The organism is Lysobacter yangpyeongensis (assembly GCF_042655745.1).
Classification (GTDB): domain Bacteria; phylum Pseudomonadota; class Gammaproteobacteria; order Xanthomonadales; family Xanthomonadaceae; genus Agrilutibacter; species Agrilutibacter yangpyeongensis.
In genome coordinates, this window is record NZ_JBHSNM010000002.1 from 739,321 (window position 1) to 757,152 (window position 17,832).

Below are 17,832 nucleotides of genomic sequence, written 5' to 3' on the forward strand. Positions count from 1 at the left end.
TCGTCATCCCGGCGGAAGCCGGGATCCATTTTGCTATTGCTTCTGCACTTGCCCCATCCGGACAAACTACAAAGTCCAAATGGATCCCGGCTTCCGCCGGGATGACGAGCAAAGGCAAATGCGTCCGCCCCTCATGGCATCGCATCGACTCGCACGATCTGCTCCAATCCCCCGCATGACCCGCGCCCTCCATCTCCCCATCACCCTCGCCTACGCCAAGGGCGCCTACACCGTGCGCCTGGCGATCGGCCGCGACCGCCGCCCCGGCAACTTCGTGCTCGACACCGGCAGCAGCACGCTGGTCGTGCTGCCGCATGCCTACGATCCCGACCAGGACCCCAGCCACACCCCGACCTCGTGGGCGCAGGAGGTGCGCTACGGCCAGGGCGTGTGGGCCGGGCCGGTGCTGTCGGCGGAAGTGCACTTCGACGGCCTGCACGGCAGCGTGCGTCTCGAGGATGCGCAGTTCTCGCGCGTGCAGGCGCAGGCGCAGGACATGCGCGAGGCCGACGGCCTGTTCGGCCTCGCCTACAGCGGCCTCAACACCGCGCACGACGTGCGCGACTACCTCGCCGCGCGCGGCGTCGACCCGCCGCTCACCTGGCCGTGGCCGTTCGACCGGGAGGACGAAAACCTCGGCGACTTCGCCACGCTGCTCAAGGAGCAGCCGCGCGTCACGCCGCTGCCGCTGTTCAGCGCACTGGCCTATGCCGGTCGCATCGACAACCGCTTCGCCCTGCTGATGCGCCGCGCGCTGGTGCACGTCGAGGACGACAACGCCGACGCTGACCTGCTCGCCAGCGATCCGCTCAACCAGGGCGTGATGATCCTCGGCAGTTCGGAACGGCACGACGAAGACCACGCGCAACGCCTGCACGAAGGCGACTTCCGCGAGATCCAGCTCGTCGACCACCTGTACTACAACGCCGATCTGGTCGCGGTGCAGGTCGGCGACGGCCCGCGCATCGAAGCGCCGGCGCTGGATCAAAAATACGAACACCGCGCCGCGAGCAACGCGATCCTCGATACCGGCTGCAGTTTCCTGATCCTCGAGGCCACGCTGTACCGCGCCGTGATCGACGGCCTCGCCCGCTACGACGCACGGTTGCCGGCGCTGGTCGAACGCTTCCAGCAGACCTTCGCGCAACAGCAGCAGGGCATCGCCAATGCCGAGGTCGATGCGGTCGCGTGGCCCGCGCTGCATTTCTATCTGCGCGCCCCCGACGGCAGCGAGACCCGGCTCACCTGCACCGACGAGCACTACTGGCCGCGCAACGCGATGCGCGCCGGACAGGCCTACTGCCTGCTGGCGAGCCAGCTGAAGAACTGGCCGAACCAGTCGATCCTCGGCCTGCCGTTGCTGGCGGAGAAGTACTGCATCTTCGATCGCAGCGCCGACAACGGCGGCTGCGTGCGCGTGGCGAAGGCGCGGGGTGCGGATGCGAAGTGGGCGAGCTGATCGATGCCCGTATCCCGGGGGAAGGCTGAAGGCCGCACCCAGGGGCTCTCGACGTACCGGCAAATCTGACATGACTGCTACGGACACCACTGCAATAAGTCCCGCAACACTTGACCACGCCGCTCTGGACACGCGGCGATTGCGTTTGCGGCTATTCCAATCCGGCAACGACAGCGACCTCGCGCTATATCGCGACATCTATGGCGATGCTGCGGTCATGCACCGTATCGCCGAGCCCCTGACCGTCGAGGCGGCTGTCCGCGGTTTCGCCAATGTGTGTCGTCACAATCGCGCCCAAACCCCGGGCCATCGCTTCTGGCGCGTCGACGAGCAGACGACGGGCAGACGTGCCGGCCTTGCGGCCCTGCGTCGCGAGGGTGCGCGCGCCGAGATCGGCGTCATGCTCTTTCCGGAATGGTGGAACCGCGGCGTCTGCGGCGAGATCTTCGTCGCCCTGCTGCACTACGGGTTTACCGACCTCGGGCTCGGCGCCATTGACGCCCGTAGCGCGGAGGACGACGGCCTGCCGGTCATCGAACGGCTTCTGGCCCCCTTCGGCTTCATCCGGACGCGCGCGGGCGCTCCGGACGGAATCGGACATTGGGAATTGCCAAAGGCCGTCTGGGAGTCCCGACGGTCCGCCAACTGAGACCGGTTTTGCAAAATCCGGCGGGAGAGGTATCGTCAACGGTCTGTTTTCTGGGGAGAAGCAGCGCGTGGAGACGCCTGCCGGGGAGAACACGCCGAAGCCGGGCCGCCTGGTCTGCGTCGGCCTGGGGATGATGCTGGGGGCCCATATCGGGCCGCGCGCGCGCAGCCACATCGAACAATCCGACGTCGTGTTCGTCGCCGTGTCCGACCCGGTGGTCGAGCTGTGGCTGCAGCAGATGCACCCGGACGTGCGCAGCCTGCAGCCACACTACGCCGAGGGGAAACTGCGCCACCAGACCTACCGCGGCATGGTCAACGACATGCTCGCCGAGGTCCGCGCCGGCAAGACCGTGTGCGGCGCCTTCTACGGCCACCCCGGCGTGTTCGCCAAGGCCCCGCACGATGCGATCGCGCAGGCGCGCCGCGAAGGCTTCGATGCGCACATGGAACCCGGCGTTTCCGCCGAGGACTGCCTGTACGCCGACCTGGGCATCGATCCGGGCCGGGTCGGTTGCGCGCATTACGAAGCCAGCCAGTTCATGTTCTACCGCCGCCGCCTCGACCCGTCGGCCTATCTGGTCCTGTGGCAGGTCGGCATCGCCGGCGACCGCACCTACCGCCGCTTCGCCACCGGCCGCGAATACCGCCAGCTGCTGGTCGACCGCCTGCGCGAGGACTACCCGCTCGACCACCCGGTCACCGTGTACGAAGCCGCGACGCTGCCCATCACCCAGCCGCGCATGGAAACCGTGCCGCTGCACGCGTTGCCCGATACGCCGCTGCACATGCATTCGACGCTCGTCGTGCCGCCCTGCATGCCCCTGCAGCGCGACGATGCGATGCTGGCGCGGATCGAAGCCGTGGAGCGCGCGGAAGCGGCGGCGAATGCCGGCGTTACGCCGGTCAGCGACGCCACCGACACCGCCGCTCGCTCCCAAGTCGTCATCCTCGCGAAAGCGGGGCTTTCAACGGACGAACGTCCGTCATCCAGTGACTTTGCTTTGGGCAAGACCCAACGAGCATCGTGAGCACCACCCTGCCCACGAAGGAATAACAACCAAGCGCAACACCCACCCACAAGGAGACCAGTGAATGTCCAACGTAGTGCATTTCCTCGAAACCCTCGGCGCCTCGCCCAACACGCTGTCCGCCGCGAACTACGCCCAGGCCGTCGAAGCCCTCGGCGTGGACGCCGTTTCGCGCGAAGCGCTGCTGGCGCGCGACACCAATGCGATTAACCACGCGCTTGACGGGCGTGCGGCGATGCGCTGCCTTGTTTTTGTTCCCGATTGATCAGCAAATCGCCGAGGCGGCTCTAGCCGCCTCGGCACCACCACCGCACACCACCGAGCAGTAAGGAGTCAAAGATGTCCATCGCTGTGCAGTTCCTGGAAGCCCTGGCCCGCAATCCGAAGCCGCTATCGGACGACGAATTTGCTGCCGCCATAGCTAAGACCGAAATGGATCCCTCTGCTCAAAAGGCACTGCTGGACCGAAACGCGCAAGCATTGAGCAAGGCGCTGGGCGGGCGACTCAAGATGATGTGTATGGTGGTTCCCGCCGAGAACGACGAGCCCCAACAGGACGAAGAGCCCGCGGACGGAGAGGACGTACCGGACCGTGAAAGCTCCTCCGTCAGTGCGTGACGTCTGAGCGAGCCGCCAGACCAAGACAGCCCCGCGCAAGGAGACGGCTATGGAATTCAGAATGATTCGCTTGGTAGCAATGGCGGCTCTTATTTCGGCATCCCTTTCGGCCAATGCATCCGCCTCACAACCAGACATCGACCAGTTGCTGGGTCGCGCCGAGGCGGAACGCAGTAGGAGCCCGGACAGACTGGCTGCGTCTTTGGCGCAGCTTGACGAACTAACGGCAGTTGCAAGCCCAACACAGAAGCGTCGTGTGCAACTCCTGCACGCCTATCAACTCGTCGTAACCGGAAAGTACCAAGCAGCTACCAAACTGGCGCTCTCCATATACGACGAGTCGCCCGAAATTCCGATCAAATTCCGCGCTGCCTTACTGGTTGCAAACAGCGCAGCGATCACACGGGACTTTTCGCTCGGCCTGCGCCACCTCGAACATGCGATGGGCATGATCGACAACGTCCCGGATGCCGAATTGCGGCAGCAGGCCTATTTGGTCGCGGCTGTTCTCTATAACCAATACGGTCAATTCACTCTCGGCCAGCACTACGCGGAGCTGTTGCTGGAGCAGGATGCCTCCCCGAGAAATCACTGCATCGCGCAACAGGTACGCGTAGAAGCTTCGTTTGGACTGGGCACGCACCTGGAAGATGATTCCATCGCCGTCGCAGCAATTGCTGAGTGTGCCGCACAGAACGAGCCCATTCCAAGCAATCTTATGCGAGGGTACCTTGCGCGGCGCTGGGCTTCTAGAGGCCAGACTGAAAGAGCGATTTCGCTTCTTCAGGAACATCTCGCAGAAGTCGAGGCCACCAGATACCCGTGGCTCATTGGGGAGTTTCACAGCCAGCTTGCCGAATATCACCTTGCCACGGGAGATCTTGAAGCGTCCAAACAACATGCGGAAATCACCTTAAAACGCGGCGACAAAAACTCTTACTTGATGCCGTTAGTTTCCGCTCATCGGGTTCTGTACGAGATCGCTCTCAAGAACAGCGATCTCGCAACCGCACTCGACGAATATCGCCAATACGCTGAAGCCGACAAGGCCCGCCTCGACGAAGTCAAAGCCCGCGAATTCGCCTTCCAGCTGAGCCGTCACGAGCTGCAACAGAAAAACCAGTCGATTGAACTCCTGCAGCGCCAGAACGACGTCCTGCGCCTGCAGCAGGACCTCTCGAAGAAATCCGCGCAGAACAACCAGCTGCTGACGGCCATGCTGCTGATGATCCTCGGCGTCGGCGCCTACTGGGCCTACAAGGTCAAGCGCGTGCAGATGATGTTCCGCAAGCAGGCGCAGGTGGACAGCCTGACCGGCATCAGCAACCGCGGCCACTTCCGCGAGGAAGCCGAGGCGCATCTGGCGCGCAGCAAGGCGGCGAACCGGGAGGCAGCGCTCGTGCTGCTCGACCTGGACAACTTCAAGCACATCAACGACCGCCACGGCCATGCGACCGGCGACTGGGTGCTCAAGCAGGTCGCCAATGCCTGCCGCGCTGCGTGCCGCGAGGGCGACCTGTTCGGCCGACTGGGTGGCGAGGAATTCGCCATCCTCACCTGCGGCGGCGATCTGCAGGCGGCCGAGCGCATCGCCCAGCAGTGCCGCGAGAACCTGGCCGCGATCGACACCACGTCGATCGATCACGACCAGCCGATCACGGCCAGCTTCGGCTGCGCCACGACGCGGCTGTGCGGGCATGGGTTCGAGAATCTGTTCATGCACGCCGATCGGGCGATGTATCGCGCGAAGGCGGAAGGGCGCGACCGGGTGTGTGCGCATGAGGAGCGGCCGGTGCTGGTGAGGGCGCAGGCGCACGCTTGAGGTTCCAGCATTGGATTCACTGACGGCGAGGCCCTGTGGCTTCGCCGTTTTTCTTTCGGGATTCGCTTGGCTTGCGTGTTCGTTGTGCCCGGCCCGCGGAAGAGCGCCCCTCATCCGCCCCCCGATTAAGGCATTCCGGGGGCAGGCTCTTCGGGCACCTTCTCCCCACTTGCGCGGGGAGAAGGGAAGTTCTCAAGTGCCGCGCTCCGCAACACGCACCGCTTTAACACCTGCCGGCGCACGCTCTGCCGACCTCCGCTGCGGAAGTTCGCCATGGCCCAGCTCACCATCGCCGTCCTCGTCGGCAGCCTGCGCAAGGATTCCTTCAACCGGCAACTGGCCAACGCGCTGGCGAAGCTGGCGCCGCCGGACTTCGCCTTCCAGCACCTGCGCATCGACGACCTGCCGCTGTACAACCAGGACGACGACGCGCACCAGGCCGACGTGGTGCTGCGCCTGAAGCACGAGATCCGGGACGCCGATGGCCTGCTGTTCGTGACGCCCGAGTACAACCGCTCCATTCCAGGCGTGCTCAAGAACGCGATCGACCACGCCTCGCGTCCGTACGGAGAAAGCGCCTTCGCCGGCAAGCCGGCGGGCGTGATCGGCGCGTCGATCGGTGCGATCGGCACCGCGGTGGCGCAACAGCACCTGCGCGGTGTGCTGGCCTATCTCGACGTGCCGACGCTGGGCCAGCCGGAGGCCTTCATCCACGCGAAGGAAGGCCTGTTCGATGCGGACGGCGGCATCGGCGCGGGCAGTCGCGAGTTCCTGCAGGGGTGGATGGACCGCTTCGTCGCCTTCGTCCGCAGACACGCGAGCGAGTAACCGTTTCCAGCCGCGCCGCGCGCGCGAAGTCGCCTGCGTATTGTTGCGGCGCGGCGTGCACGACACCTGCCGGGTGTGCAGGATGCCCGGCGCCGCATGGGCCGCGGCAGGAGTGGAGACCCGGGCCGGTCGACCACTCGTCGTCACCTCCGCATCACAGCCGTCGGTTCGTTGAACCGATGGCCGGAACGCGTGCTGCCGCTCGGCGCACGAGGTCCGACATGCGGCACGACGCGGAAGCACACGGACGTCCGGACGCGCGCGCCATCGGCGCAGCGCCACGGCCCACGCTCTCGCCCGGGTGACGGCACCTGTTGCCGATGCATGTCCCGGAGCCCCCATGTCGCCCATTCCCGCCCCGACTGCCACGCGCACCGCCTGGTTGCGCCCGCGACTGCACGTGCCCGATCCGTCCTGAGCTTCGTTTCGCCCGCCGACGCGGGCGATCGTCGTCGACGTCTACCGGCAGCGTCGCGACTCTTGCAGCACGTGCGGTTTCTTGTAGCGCGGCCTCCCTGTTGGCCGTCCCATGGCAGTCCGATTCGCCCGGTGTCCCACCCCATCGCGATGCCCACGCCTGTGCAAGGCACGGCGGCGAAGTGCGCCAGGACGGCGTCACCGCCACCAGCGGCATCGACATCCCATTTCACCAAGGAGAGAGAGTAGTGGAACGCAGCAAGCTGAACGTTCTTGCCCTGACGCCGCTGGCATTCGCCATCGCCTGTGCCCCGGCCATGGCCGCTTCGCGCGTGGACCTGCACAAGCAGGACGCCCACCGGATGGAAGCGCAGTACAACGCCGTCGCCGCGCGCGCCGGCATCGCCGCCAAGGTCGCTGACCGCCATGCCGAGATGCTGGGCTTCGATGCCGCCTCCGGCCTCAAGCTGCTCAGCACCGACACCAGCAACGGCACCGTGCGCCGTTACCAGCAGACCCACCTCGGCATCCCGGTGTTCGGCGAGAGCGTCGTCGTCGCCGAGGACCGCAACGGCCACGTGCGCGCCATGTTCGGCCGCCGCGTCGACGGCCTCGCCCGCGAACTGCCGTCGGTCGTCGCCAAGCTCGACAAGGGCAAGGCGCTGTCGATCGGCAAGCAGGCCGGCCTGGGCAACAGCCTGACCACCAAGCGCACCGAAAACGAGAAGAGCGACCTGATGGTGTGGGTCGACGACAACGACCGTGCGCACCTGGTCTACGTCGTGTCGTACTTCGCCGACAACGCCAAGGGCGGCGCGCCGACGCGTCCGTTCGTGATCGTTGACGCCAACAACGGCCGCGTGCTCAAGAAGTGGGAAGGCCTGACCCACGCCGCGATCGGCACCGGCCCCGGCGGCAACACCAAGACCGGTCAGTACGAGTGGGGTTCGGGCGGCATCTACGGCTACCTCGACGTCGCGCAGTCGGGCTCGACCTGCACGATGAACAACGCCAACGTGAAGTCGGTGAACCTCAACGGCGGCAGCAGCGGCACGACGGCGTACTCGTACACCTGCCCGCGCAACACCTACAAGACCATCAACGGCGGCTACTCGCCGATCAACGACGCGCACTACTTCGGCGGCGTGATCACCAACATGTACCCGGCCTACACCGGCTACAACGCGCTGAGCTTCCAGCTGGTCATGCGCGTGCACTACGGCAGCAGCTACGAGAACGCCTTCTGGGACGGCTCGACGATGAGCTTCGGCGACGGCGCCAGCACGTTCTACCCGCTGGTCAGCGCCGACGTGGCCGGCCACGAGGTCTCGCACGGCTTCACCGAGCAGCACTCGAACCTGACCTACTCGGGCATGTCGGGCGGCATGAACGAAGCCTTCTCCGACATGGGCGGCGAAGCGACCGAGTACTACTGGAAGGGCACCAACGACTTCCTCGTGGGCCAGGAGATCTTCAAGGGTGCCGCCGGCCAGGCGCTGCGCTACATGTGCAACCCGACCCAGGACGGCGGCTCGATCGACAATGCCGCCGATTACAACTCGGGCCTGGACGTGCACTACTCCTCCGGCGTGTACAACAAGGCGTTCTGCAACCTGGCCAAGACGACGGGCTGGGGCGTGCCGAAGGCGTTCAAGGTCATGGCCCGCGCCAATGCGCTGTACTGGACGGCGAGCTCGACCTTCAACCAGGGCGCGTGCGGCGTCGAAACCGCGGCCCAGGACCTGGGCTTCACCGTGGCCGACGTCACCGCGGCGTTCAACACCGTCGGCGTCAGCTGCTCGGGCGGCGGCGGTGGCGGCGGCGGCACCACGACCGCGCTGACCAAGGGCGTGCCGGTCACCGGCATCAGCGCCTCCACCGGCAACTCGGTGAACTACAAGCTGGACGTGCCGGCCGGCGCGAGCAACCTGGTGTTCACCATGTCCGGCGGCACCGGCGACGCCGACGTGTACGTGAAGTTCGGCTCCGCGCCGACCGACACGTCCTACGACTGCCGTCCGTACAAGTCGGGCAATGCCGAAAGCTGCAGCTTCGCCACGCCGCAGGCGGGCACGTACTACGTGCGCGTGAAGGCCTACTCGAGCTTCAGCGGCGTCAGCCTCGTCGGTGACTACAGCACCGGCGGCGGTGGTGGCGGCGGCACGCAGACCTACAGCAACACGACCGACTACAGCATCCCGGACAACAACGCGACGGGCATCTCCAGCCCGATCACGGTCTCGGGCCGTAGCGGTAATGCGCCGAGCACTGCCTCGATCTCGGTCAACATCGTCCACACGTACTCGGGCGACCTGAAGGTCGACCTGATCGCGCCGGACGGTTCGGTCTACAACCTGCGCAGCTACAGCGGCGGCAGCGCCGACAACATCGTGCAGACCTACACCAAGAACCTGTCGACGGAAGCGTTGAACGGTACCTGGAAGCTGCGCGTGATCGACAACGCCTCGCTCGACACCGGCTACATCAACAGCTGGAGCATCACGTTCTGATGCCGGGCAACCCGGATCGCCACGATCCGGGTCACCGACGAAGAACGCATGCAGTGATCGACACCGGCGGACGCACGTCCGTCGCATGAGTTGAACCGACACCGGCGGGCCAGTCCCGCCGGTGTCGCATCCACCATCCATCGGCTGGGCCGCTCCGGCACCTTGCAGGACGCGCCGATGCAGACAACAGGGAGAGTCCGATGAAGTTCCGTTTCCGGCGGCGCGCGTCGCTTGCCGCCCCGCTGATCGCCGTGCTGCTCGCCGGCGCCTGCTTCACCCCCCTCGCCGCGGCGCAGACGCGCGCCGCCACGCCCGCCCGCACCGAAGACCCGCTCGCGCCCGTCTACATCGTCACCGCGCGCGCCACCTACACCGCCGGGCTGCAGGCCATCGCCAGCGACGGCGTGGCCCGCCGCGACAGCCAGGGTCACGAGCTGGTGATCGCGAAACTGCGCGCGCATCAGGTGGGCGACCTCGCGCGCCACGTGCACGAGAAGGAAAACCGCTGCGGCGGCTTCTTCGCCTTCGACACCCAGGCCGAAGCCGAGGCCTTCATCCGCAACGACCGCAGCGCGCAGCTGCTGAAGCCCTCGCTGCGCGCAAACGCGCTGCTGGCCGCGCCGATCGACAACGGCGCGACGGTGAACCCGTGGCTGGGCAGCGTCGATGCGAACCGCATCAAGTCGACCATCACCACGCTCTCGAACTACACCAACCGCTACTACGCCGCCCCGGCCGGCAAGACCTCGGCCGAGTGGATCAAGTCCACCTGGGACGCGCTGGGCAGCGGACGCAGCGACGTCAGCAGCGAGCTGTTCGCCTGCGCCAACTGCTCGACGCAACCTTCCGTGATCCTGACGATCCAGGGTGCGGAACTGCCCGACGAGATCGTCGTGCTCGGCGCGCACCTGGATTCGATCAACGGCAGCGCCGGCGGCAGCACCTCGCAGGTCGCGCCCGGCGCCGACGACGACGCCTCCGGCATCGCCACGCTGACCGAGGTGGTTCGCGTGGCGCTCGCCAACGGCTGGCGACCGAAGCGCACGGTGAAGTTCATGGGCTACGCCGCCGAGGAAGTCGGCCTGCGCGGTTCCAACGCGATCGCGCAATCGTTCGCGAGCGCCGGCAAAAACGTCGTCGGCGTACTGCAGCTGGACATGACCAACTACCAGACCGGCGGCACCGAGATGCGCATCGTCAGCGACTACTCCAGCGCCGACATGAAGCAGTTCCTCGCCGACCTGTTCGACACCTACCTCGCGCCGCTGGGCATCCAGCGCGGCACCTACACCTGCGGCTACGGCTGTTCCGACCACGCCTCGTGGACGAGCGCCGGCTATCCCGCCGCGATCATGTTCGAAGGCGGCACCTCCAGCGGCGGCTACAACCCGAACATCCATGGCACCGGCGACACGCTGGCGAACATGGGCAACACCGCGGCGCCGTCGGCGCACTTCGCCAGGCTCGGCCTCGCCTTCCTCGGCGAACTGGCGAAGACCGCAGGCAGCGGTGGCAATGTCCCGCCGGTGGCGAACTTCGCCAGCAGCGTGAGCGGGCTGACGGCCAGCTTCACCGACACCTCGACCGACAGCGACGGCAGCATCGCCTCGCGCAGCTGGAACTTCGGTGACGGCACTTCGTCGACGGCGGCCAATCCCAGCCATGCGTATGCCGCGGCGGGCTCCTACACCGTCACCCTCACCGTCACCGACAACGGCGGCGCGAGCAGCGGCAAGTCGCAGACGGTGACCGTCGGCAGCAGCGGCACGATGCTGCAGAACGGCGTGCCGGTCACCGGCATCGGCGGCGCGGCGGGCAGCGAACAGCGCTGGACGATGATCGTGCCCAGCGATTCGACCGGCCTGAAGTTCGTTACTTCCGGCGGCGGCGGCGATGCCGACCTGTACGTGAAGTACGGCAGCGCGCCGACGACGACCAGCTACGACTGCAAGTCCGAAGGCGGCACCACCGCGGAATCCTGCGCGCTGCCGTCGGCGCTGCCGGGGACCTGGCACGTGCTGGTCAAGGGCTACTCGGCGTTCTCCGGCATGAGCCTGACCGGCAGCTACACGATCACCGGGCCGCGCACGAGCTACGGCAACACCACCGATTACGCGATCAACGACAACGCCACGGTGGAATCGCCGGTCACCGTGTCCGGCCGCAGCGGCAATGCGCCCGCGGATGCGTCGGTGACGGTGGCGATCGTGCACACCTACATCGGCGACCTGAAGGTCGACCTGGTCGCGCCGGACGGCACGCTCTACAACCTCCACAACCGCAGCGGCGGCAGCGCCGACAACATCAACAAGACGGTGACGCTGAACCTGTCGAGCGAGGCGATGAACGGCACCTGGAAGCTGCGCGTCAGCGACAACGCCAATGGCGATGTCGGCCGGATCGACAGCTGGAGCATCGCGTTCTGATCCGTTCGCGAACGTCCGTTGTGTGAAGCGAAGCCCCGGGAGACCGGGGCTTCGTCGTTGTGTCGTGTTGTGTCGCCTCGGCTCAGTCGCGCGCGCCCTGGAGTGCCGTGCCGTGCACGAGGTAGTGGTTGAGCCGCGCTTCCCAGTCGCGCATGAACGCCACGTAGTGCTCGGCGGTGAAGCTCGCGACGAAGGCATCGCCGGCGGGCGTGCCCAGGCTGGTATGCCGGTAGGTGACGGTCGCGTCGCAACCCTGCGCCATTGCGTGCAGCCCGATGGTGAAGCGACAGGCGGTGACGCCCGGCGTGATCTTCAGCATTTCGATGAAGCCTGCGTCCGGCTCGTGGCGGGTGACGTACCAGATCGCATCGTGCGGTTCCGCCGCGGTGGCGAAGACGCAATCGGTTTCGCCCACGCCGGAATCGCTGGCGACGAACGTCGGGCGCCAGCCCTCGATCCAGTCCGCCTCGCGCACCGGGCACAGCAGGGGGAAGACGCGCTCGGGCGGAGCGACCAGGCGTTGCACGTATGCGTGGGCGGCGCGTTGCGGGGACTGGATGTTCATGTCGTTCTCCGGGCCATTGGGTAGGGAGGGCGTTTCCGGTGGCACCGTCGCTCCTTGCTGCGTCGCGTCTTTGCTCGTCATCCCCCGAAGGCGGGGATCCAGCGACTTTGTTGTTGCTCGTCATCCCCGCGAAGGCGGGACCCAGCGACTCTGTTGTTGCTCGTCATCCCCGCGGCTTTCAACGGACGCATGTCCGGTCAAGCGGGGGACCAGCGACTTTGCCGTTGCTCGTCATCCCCGCGAAGGCGGGGATCCAGCGACCTTGTTGTTGCTCGTCATCCCCGCGAAGGCGCGGATCCAGCGACCTTGTTGTTGCTCGTCATCCCCGCGAAGGCGGGGATCCAGCGACTCTGTTGTTGCTCGTCATCCCCGAAGGCGGGGATCCAGCGACCTTGTTGCCGTTGCCCCGGTTTCGGGACCCACAAAAAAGCAGAAGCCCGCCTTGCGGCGGGCTTCTCGAACGAAAGCAAAACCAAAGTCGCTGGATCCCCGCTTGAAGCATGCGGGGATGACGTTCTGACAAAGCCGTGCGCAGCGCGCACGGGTCAGAACGTCACTTGATCTTGCCTTCCTTGTAGATCACGTGCTTGCGAACGACGGGGTCGTACTTCTTGACCTCCATCTTGTTCGGCGTGTTCTTCTTGTTCTTGTCCGTGGTGTAGAAGTGGCCGGTGTTGGCCGAGGAGATCAGGCGGATCTTGTCGCGCTTGGAAGCCATGATTCAGATCCTCCTTCAGATCTTCTCGCCGCGCTTGCGCAGGTCGGCCAGGACGGCGTCGATGCCGTTCTTGTCGATGGTGCGCAGGGCAGCCGTGGAAAGACGCAGCTTCACCCAGCGGTTTTCGCTGGCGACCCAGAACCGGCGCTCGTGCAGGTTCGGGAGGAAACGGCGGCGGGTCTTGTTGTTGGCGTGCGAGACGTTGTTACCCGTCTGCACGCGCTTGCCGGTGACTTGGCATACGCGGGACATACGCACCTCGAGAGGTAATTGTTGCTTCCCTTGGCCAGGGAGGCGGCGGCCCCTCCGTCGCGGTGTTCTGCGGCGGCACACGATGCGGGTCGGAAAATGTCCGCTGCCGGCGGCGGGCCGGAATCGTGGTTCCGGGTCCCGCCCGGTCGAGGCCAGAGGCCGACCGGACGCAGCGAGCCGCGCATTATGCACGGCGAAGGAGGCCCGGGCAAGGGTTATCCACAGGCGTACCAGCCTGGCTCCTTGCGTTGCGCCTCATCCGCCCTTCCCTCGGCAGGCTGTCGCCTGCTTCGACCTTCTCCCCGCTCGCGCGGGGAGAAGGAACCGGCGATCGCGGGGCGACGCTAGTGCGTCGCCTTGTCCCGCCGCCAGCCCCGGTGGCGGATATCCAGCCACAGGCTGTAGCAGGCGGTGAAGGTCGGGAACAGGTTCTGCAGGATCCCGACCGAATCGTTCTTGCCGAAGACGAAATAGGCCAGCGTCATCACGCTGCCCAGAATGCTCATGTACCAGAACAGCCGCGGGATCACCGGCTTGCCGTAACGCTTGCTCGCCACGAACTGCACCACCCAGCGCCCGCCGAACATCAGCGCGCCGGTCAGGCCGATCAGCTTCCACGGCGACATGTGCAGGCCGGTCCAGGCCAGCCACGCGATCGGCGAGTCCATGAAGCCGGTACCGTCCATGGCGGACGAGGCGGCGGCGTCCAGCAGCATCTCAGAGCTCCTCGACCGCGGTGCGCTTGCTGCGCGTGATCAGCCAGGCCACGCCGCGCAGGTCGCGGATGCCGACCAGCGCGCGGTTGAGGTTGTTGTACTTGGACACGCCGGTGGTGCGGGCGCGGTGGTTCACCGGCACGCTCACCGTCTTCCAGCCCGCACGCTGCATCAGCGCGGGCAGGTAGCGGTGCATGTGGTCGAAGTAGGGCAGGTCGAGGAACGCCGCGCGTTCGAACAGCTTGATGCCGCAGCCGGTGTCGGGCGTGTCGTCGCGCAGCATGCGCGCGCGGATCTTGTTGGCCCACTTGCTGGCCCAGCGCTTGCTGCCGGTGTCCTGGCGGTTGACGCGCCAGCCGGCGAACAGCTTGACCTCGCCCGGCTGCTCGCCGCGCTTGGCGATGAGCCTGGGGATGTCGGCCGGATCGTTCTGGCCGTCGCCGTCGAGCGTGGCGATCCACGTGCCGCGCGCGGCCTTCACGCCGGTGCGGATCGCGGTGCTCTGCCCGCTCTGGCTGACGTGATGCAGCACCCGCAATTCCGGCACCTGCGCCTTCAGCCCCTGCAGCACGGCGAGCGTGTCGTCGCGCGAATGATCGTCGACGTAGACGATCTCGAACGGCACCACGCCGCGCAGCGCGGCGACGATTTCCTGTACCAGGGGCGGGACGTTATCGCGCTCGTTGAATACGGGCACGACGACGGAGAGTTCGGGCGATGCGGTCATGTCGGTTCTTCAGGCCACGCGATCGGCGCGGCTGAACGGGGGCATTGGGCGTGCATCCTACCCGCCCGAAGTTGCGACGTCAGTCTCGTCCGTGGGACGCGTCGTGCGGTGTTCAGGCCTGATCGCCGAAGTAGTCGCGGCACCACGCGACGACCCGGGGCAGGCCGGCCTCGATCGCCGTCGCCGGCTCGAAGCCGAAGGCCGCCTTCGCCCGCGCCGTATCGGCCATGGTCTCGACCATGTCGCCGGGCTGCATCGGCTTGTACACCTTCTGCGCCGGCGTGCCCGCAGCCTGTTCGATCACGGCGATGAAGCGCTCGAGCTCCACCGGCGTGTGGTTGCCGAGGTTGAAGACCCGATGCGGCGGCTCGTCCGCCGGCGGGTGATCGAGTGCGCCCAGCACGCCGGCGACGATGTCGGCGATGAAGGTGAAGTCACGGCGCATCTTCCCGTGGTTGAACACCTCGATCGGCCGCCCCGCCAGCACCGCGCGCGAGAACAGCAGCGGCGCCATGTCCGGACGGCCCCACGGGCCGTACACGGTGAAGAAGCGCAGGCCGGTCGAACGCAGGCCGTACAGGTGCGCGTAGGTATGCGCCATCAGCTCGTTGGCGGCCTTGGTCGCCGCATACAGCGAACGCGGCTGGTCGATGCGCTGGTCTTCGGAGAACGGTGGTGTCGCCGAATCGCCGTACACCGACGACGAACTCGCGTACGCCAGGTGCTGCACGCCACGATGGCGGCACAGCTCGAGCAGGTTGACGAACCCGACCAGGTTGCTGTCGACGTAGGCATGCGGATGCGTGAGCGAGTAGCGCACGCCGGCCTGCGCGGCCAGATGCACGACGCGATCCGGCTTCACTTCGTCGAACAACGCGGCCAGGCCATCGCGATCGGTGAGGTCCAGCGCGCGGATGTCGGCATCCGGGCACAGCGCCGCCACGCGATCGTGCTTGATCTGCGGATCGTAGTAGTCGTTGTAGTTGTCCAGGCCGATCACGGCGTCGCCGCGATCGAGTAGCGCACGGCACACGTGGGCGCCGATGAAGCCGGCCGCGCCGGTCACGAGAATGGTCATGGGCGCAGTTTAGGGGAGCGGGGGTGAAGTGCGGTTGCGCGCAGCTGGGAGCGGTGCGGAAGGAGCGGGAATAGGGAGTGGGGAATAGGGAACAAAAGTTCATCGAAACCGACGTAGCCCGGGGCGCGCCGCTTCCTGATGCACGGTCCGTTGCGTTCGGACGCGATGTGTTGCCCCTCAGCGCGGTGGCGCGGCCAGCTCCTTCGCGTCGAGAAAGCCGTCGCGGTCCGCGTCCTGGCGCCGGAACATCGCGGCCAGCGATTCGCGGTGTTCGACCAGGCTCACGGTGCGGCCCTTGCCGCCGGGCAATTCGTCGGCGGTCAGCAGGCCATCGCCGTTGCGGTCCATGCGTTCGAAGGCGTAGCCCATCCACGCCTGGTATTCGGCCAGCGACACGCGGCCGTCGCGGTCGCCGTCCATGCGATCGAGGTAATCGTGGGTGGCCACGACCTGCGCCGTCGCGAGCGCGGGCAAGAGCAGTGCGGCAAGCGTCGCGCCGACCGCCAGCACCGTGTAGCGGAACGACTTCCGCGGCAAACGAAGAAGGGGCGTTGCCGCCCCTTCCCGTTTCTTGCGTGCGTCACGCATGGACATCGTCACGCACCGATGCGCGCCGGTGCGAGCGCATAGCCCTTCATGCGCAGCGAGAACGCCTGCAGCGCCGCATTGCCCGACGCCTCGGCTTCGGCGCACCACGCCTGCAGCTTGGCCAGCGTGGCCTGCGCGTCGTGCGAGCGCTCGTCCAGCACCTGCGACAGGCGGGCGCGGAACTCGGCCAGCTGCGCCATGCGCGGACGCTCGGCGATCCACGACTGCAGCTTGGCGCGCTTGTCCTCGTCGAGCCAGCGGCCGCCGTCGGCCAGGCCCTGGCGCAGCTTGCGTGGCAGCTTGAACTTGGCTTCGCGCAGCGCCGGCAGGGTGACGTTGCGGTAGTAGTCGGTCATCGCCTGGAAGCGGATCGCCAGCAGCGCCTTCATCGTCTCGCCGTCGGGCATGGCGATGTTCGGGCGCACGTCCAGCGTCGGCGCGACGCGCAGCACGCGGGCCAGGCCGAGCTTCTGGAAGCCGCGGATCGCGATCCAGCCGATGTCGACTTCGAACTTGCGCAGCGCGAACTTCGCCGACGACGGGAACGCGTGGTGGTTGTTGTGCAGCTCCTCGCCGCCGATCCACACGCCCCACGGCGACAGGTTGGTCGCGGTGTCGGTGGTCTCGAAGTTGCGGTAGCCCCACCAGTGGCCCAGGCCGTTGACGACGCCCGCGGCCCAGAACGGAATCCACGCCATCTGGATCGCCCACAGGGCGACGCCGACGAAGCCGAACAGCGCGAACTGGATCAGCAGCAGCAGGGTCGGCCCCATCGTGGCGTACGGGGTGTAGAGGTGGCGCTCGATCCAGTCGTCCGGGCAGCCCTTGCCGTACTTCTCGATCGACTCGCGGTCGGCGCGCGCTTCCTTGTACAACTCGACGCCGCGCCAGAAGACGGTCCTGATGCCCTTGATCTGCGGGCTGTGCGGGTCTTCTTCGGTCTCGCACTTGGCGTGGTGCTTGCGGTGGATCGCCGCCCATTCCTTGGTGACCATCGAGGTCGACAACCAGGTCCAGAAGCGGAAGAAATGCGCGAGCACCGGATGGAAGTCGACCGCGCGGTGCGCCTGCGAACGATGCAGGTACAGGGTCACCGAGAAGATGGTGAGCTGGGTGGCGACCAGGAAGTAGATCGCGAGGGTGCCCCAGCCGGCCTGCAGCAGGCCACCGGCGAGGAAATCGAGCAATGCGGACATGGAAACTCCGGAACGGCGCGCCCGCCTTCGCGCGGCGAAGGGGTGAAGGGAAAAGGACGAGCCCGCCGGGATTCTGCCACCCCGGACCGGCGTGCGCCCCTGTACGGATTGCCCACTTTGGCGAGAGCCGGGTGAGGGTTCAGCAAAACGACAAAGCTGAACGGGCAACGCCGGTTTTTCCCCCTCCCTTTCGGCGCAGCCGAAGGGGAGGGTTGGGGAGGGGTGCTTTCCGC

At 66.7% G+C, this 17,832-nt stretch carries 17 protein-coding genes; 9 read left to right on the forward strand and 8 right to left on the reverse strand.

The features are described 5' to 3' along the window. The first annotated feature begins 175 nt into the window (after positions 1-175). The 9 genes from ACFPN1_RS10140 to ACFPN1_RS10180 all read left to right on the forward strand — a co-directional run bounded on the left by ACFPN1_RS10140 (position 176) and on the right by ACFPN1_RS10180 (position 11,759). Positions 176-1,459: a pepsin-like aspartic protease gene (locus ACFPN1_RS10140; RefSeq protein ID WP_386754792.1), complete on the forward strand. Its 1,284-nt coding sequence runs from the start codon at positions 176-178 to the stop codon at positions 1,457-1,459. A 70-nt stretch (positions 1,460-1,529) separates the two neighbouring features. Continuing rightward, on the forward strand, positions 1,530-2,108 hold the full coding sequence (locus ACFPN1_RS10145; RefSeq protein ID WP_386754793.1) for a GNAT family N-acetyltransferase: 579 nt from the start codon (positions 1,530-1,532) through the stop codon (positions 2,106-2,108). Between the two features lie 67 nt (positions 2,109-2,175). Continuing rightward, the gene (locus tag ACFPN1_RS10150) at positions 2,176-3,138 is read left to right on the forward strand and encodes an SAM-dependent methyltransferase (RefSeq protein ID WP_386754794.1); all 963 of its coding nucleotides are present in this window, start codon (positions 2,176-2,178) and stop codon (positions 3,136-3,138) included. Positions 3,139-3,202: 64 nt separating this feature from the next. Further along, entirely contained in the window at positions 3,203-3,403 is a 201-nt protein-coding gene (locus ACFPN1_RS10155) for a hypothetical protein (protein WP_386754795.1), read from the forward strand. Positions 3,404-3,477: 74 nt separating this feature from the next. Then, positions 3,478-3,756 carry a hypothetical protein gene (locus ACFPN1_RS10160; RefSeq protein WP_386754796.1) on the forward strand — a complete coding sequence of 93 codons (279 nt, stop codon included), beginning with the start codon at positions 3,478-3,480 and terminating at the stop codon, positions 3,754-3,756. Positions 3,757-3,805: 49 nt separating this feature from the next. After that, positions 3,806-5,578, forward strand: a complete 1,773-nt coding sequence (locus ACFPN1_RS10165) for a GGDEF domain-containing protein (RefSeq protein ID WP_386754797.1) — start codon at positions 3,806-3,808, stop codon at positions 5,576-5,578. Between the two features lie 273 nt (positions 5,579-5,851). Then, positions 5,852-6,406 carry an NADPH-dependent FMN reductase gene (locus tag ACFPN1_RS10170; RefSeq protein WP_386754799.1) on the forward strand — a complete coding sequence of 185 codons (555 nt, stop codon included), beginning with the start codon at positions 5,852-5,854 and terminating at the stop codon, positions 6,404-6,406. 665 nt (positions 6,407-7,071) lie between these two features. After that, on the forward strand, positions 7,072-9,333 hold the full coding sequence (locus tag ACFPN1_RS10175) for a M4 family metallopeptidase (RefSeq protein ID WP_386754800.1): 2,262 nt from the start codon (positions 7,072-7,074) through the stop codon (positions 9,331-9,333). Positions 9,334-9,533: 200 nt separating this feature from the next. Then, on the forward strand, positions 9,534-11,759 hold the full coding sequence (locus ACFPN1_RS10180) for a M20/M25/M40 family metallo-hydrolase (protein WP_386754801.1): 2,226 nt from the start codon (positions 9,534-9,536) through the stop codon (positions 11,757-11,759). An 82-nt stretch (positions 11,760-11,841) separates the two neighbouring features. Here ACFPN1_RS10180 and ACFPN1_RS10185 read toward each other — a convergent pair whose 3' ends face one another. From ACFPN1_RS10185 to ACFPN1_RS10220, 8 genes are all read right to left on the reverse strand, one after another. Continuing rightward, positions 11,842-12,324: a hypothetical protein gene (locus ACFPN1_RS10185; protein ID WP_386754802.1), complete on the reverse strand. Its 483-nt coding sequence runs from the start codon at positions 12,322-12,324 to the stop codon at positions 11,842-11,844. Between the two features lie 553 nt (positions 12,325-12,877). Next, the gene (gene rpmG / locus ACFPN1_RS10190; protein ID WP_175489134.1) at positions 12,878-13,045 is read right to left on the reverse strand and encodes a 50S ribosomal protein L33; all 168 of its coding nucleotides are present in this window, start codon (positions 13,043-13,045) and stop codon (positions 12,878-12,880) included. A gap of 12 nt (positions 13,046-13,057) precedes the next feature. Beyond that, positions 13,058-13,294, reverse strand: a complete 237-nt coding sequence (gene rpmB, locus ACFPN1_RS10195; protein WP_386754803.1) for a 50S ribosomal protein L28 — start codon at positions 13,292-13,294, stop codon at positions 13,058-13,060. Between the two features lie 344 nt (positions 13,295-13,638). Then, positions 13,639-13,980 carry a lipid-A-disaccharide synthase N-terminal domain-containing protein gene (locus ACFPN1_RS10200; RefSeq protein ID WP_386754871.1) on the reverse strand — a complete coding sequence of 114 codons (342 nt, stop codon included), beginning with the start codon at positions 13,978-13,980 and terminating at the stop codon, positions 13,639-13,641. A gap of 31 nt (positions 13,981-14,011) precedes the next feature. After that, positions 14,012-14,737 carry a glycosyltransferase family 2 protein gene (locus ACFPN1_RS10205; protein ID WP_386754804.1) on the reverse strand — a complete coding sequence of 242 codons (726 nt, stop codon included), beginning with the start codon at positions 14,735-14,737 and terminating at the stop codon, positions 14,012-14,014. A gap of 112 nt (positions 14,738-14,849) precedes the next feature. Then, on the reverse strand, positions 14,850-15,815 hold the full coding sequence (locus ACFPN1_RS10210; RefSeq protein WP_386754805.1) for an NAD-dependent epimerase/dehydratase family protein: 966 nt from the start codon (positions 15,813-15,815) through the stop codon (positions 14,850-14,852). A 177-nt stretch (positions 15,816-15,992) separates the two neighbouring features. After that, positions 15,993-16,325, reverse strand: a complete 333-nt coding sequence (locus tag ACFPN1_RS10215) for an EF-hand domain-containing protein (protein ID WP_386754872.1) — start codon at positions 16,323-16,325, stop codon at positions 15,993-15,995. Between the two features lie 86 nt (positions 16,326-16,411). Further along, complete coding sequence (locus ACFPN1_RS10220) at positions 16,412-17,599, reverse strand: DesA family fatty acid desaturase (protein WP_386754806.1); 1,188 nt, start codon at positions 17,597-17,599, stop codon at positions 16,412-16,414. Positions 17,600-17,832: the final 233 nt, after the last annotated feature.

What these genes read in the sequence shown, in the direction of transcription:
- ACFPN1_RS10140 (WP_386754792.1), top strand. Translation starts at nt 176, where the DNA reads ATGACCCGCGCCCTCCATCTCCCCATCACCCTCGCCTACGCCAAGGGC.
- ACFPN1_RS10145 (WP_386754793.1), top strand. Translation starts at nt 1,530, where the DNA reads ATGACTGCTACGGACACCACTGCAATAAGTCCCGCAACACTTGACCAC.
- ACFPN1_RS10155 (WP_386754795.1), top strand. Translation starts at nt 3,203, where the DNA reads ATGTCCAACGTAGTGCATTTCCTCGAAACCCTCGGCGCCTCGCCCAAC.
- ACFPN1_RS10160 (WP_386754796.1), top strand. Translation starts at nt 3,478, where the DNA reads ATGTCCATCGCTGTGCAGTTCCTGGAAGCCCTGGCCCGCAATCCGAAG.
- ACFPN1_RS10165 (WP_386754797.1), top strand. Translation starts at nt 3,806, where the DNA reads ATGGAATTCAGAATGATTCGCTTGGTAGCAATGGCGGCTCTTATTTCG.
- ACFPN1_RS10170 (WP_386754799.1), top strand. Translation starts at nt 5,852, where the DNA reads ATGGCCCAGCTCACCATCGCCGTCCTCGTCGGCAGCCTGCGCAAGGAT.
- ACFPN1_RS10180 (WP_386754801.1), top strand. Translation starts at nt 9,534, where the DNA reads ATGAAGTTCCGTTTCCGGCGGCGCGCGTCGCTTGCCGCCCCGCTGATC.
- ACFPN1_RS10185 (WP_386754802.1), bottom strand. Translation starts at nt 12,324, where the DNA reads ATGAACATCCAGTCCCCGCAACGCGCCGCCCACGCATACGTGCAACGC.
- rpmB (WP_386754803.1), bottom strand. Translation starts at nt 13,294, where the DNA reads ATGTCCCGCGTATGCCAAGTCACCGGCAAGCGCGTGCAGACGGGTAAC.
- ACFPN1_RS10200 (WP_386754871.1), bottom strand. Translation starts at nt 13,980, where the DNA reads ATGGACGGTACCGGCTTCATGGACTCGCCGATCGCGTGGCTGGCCTGG.
- ACFPN1_RS10205 (WP_386754804.1), bottom strand. Translation starts at nt 14,737, where the DNA reads ATGACCGCATCGCCCGAACTCTCCGTCGTCGTGCCCGTATTCAACGAG.
- ACFPN1_RS10210 (WP_386754805.1), bottom strand. Translation starts at nt 15,815, where the DNA reads ATGACCATTCTCGTGACCGGCGCGGCCGGCTTCATCGGCGCCCACGTG.
- ACFPN1_RS10220 (WP_386754806.1), bottom strand. Translation starts at nt 17,599, where the DNA reads ATGTCCGCATTGCTCGATTTCCTCGCCGGTGGCCTGCTGCAGGCCGGC.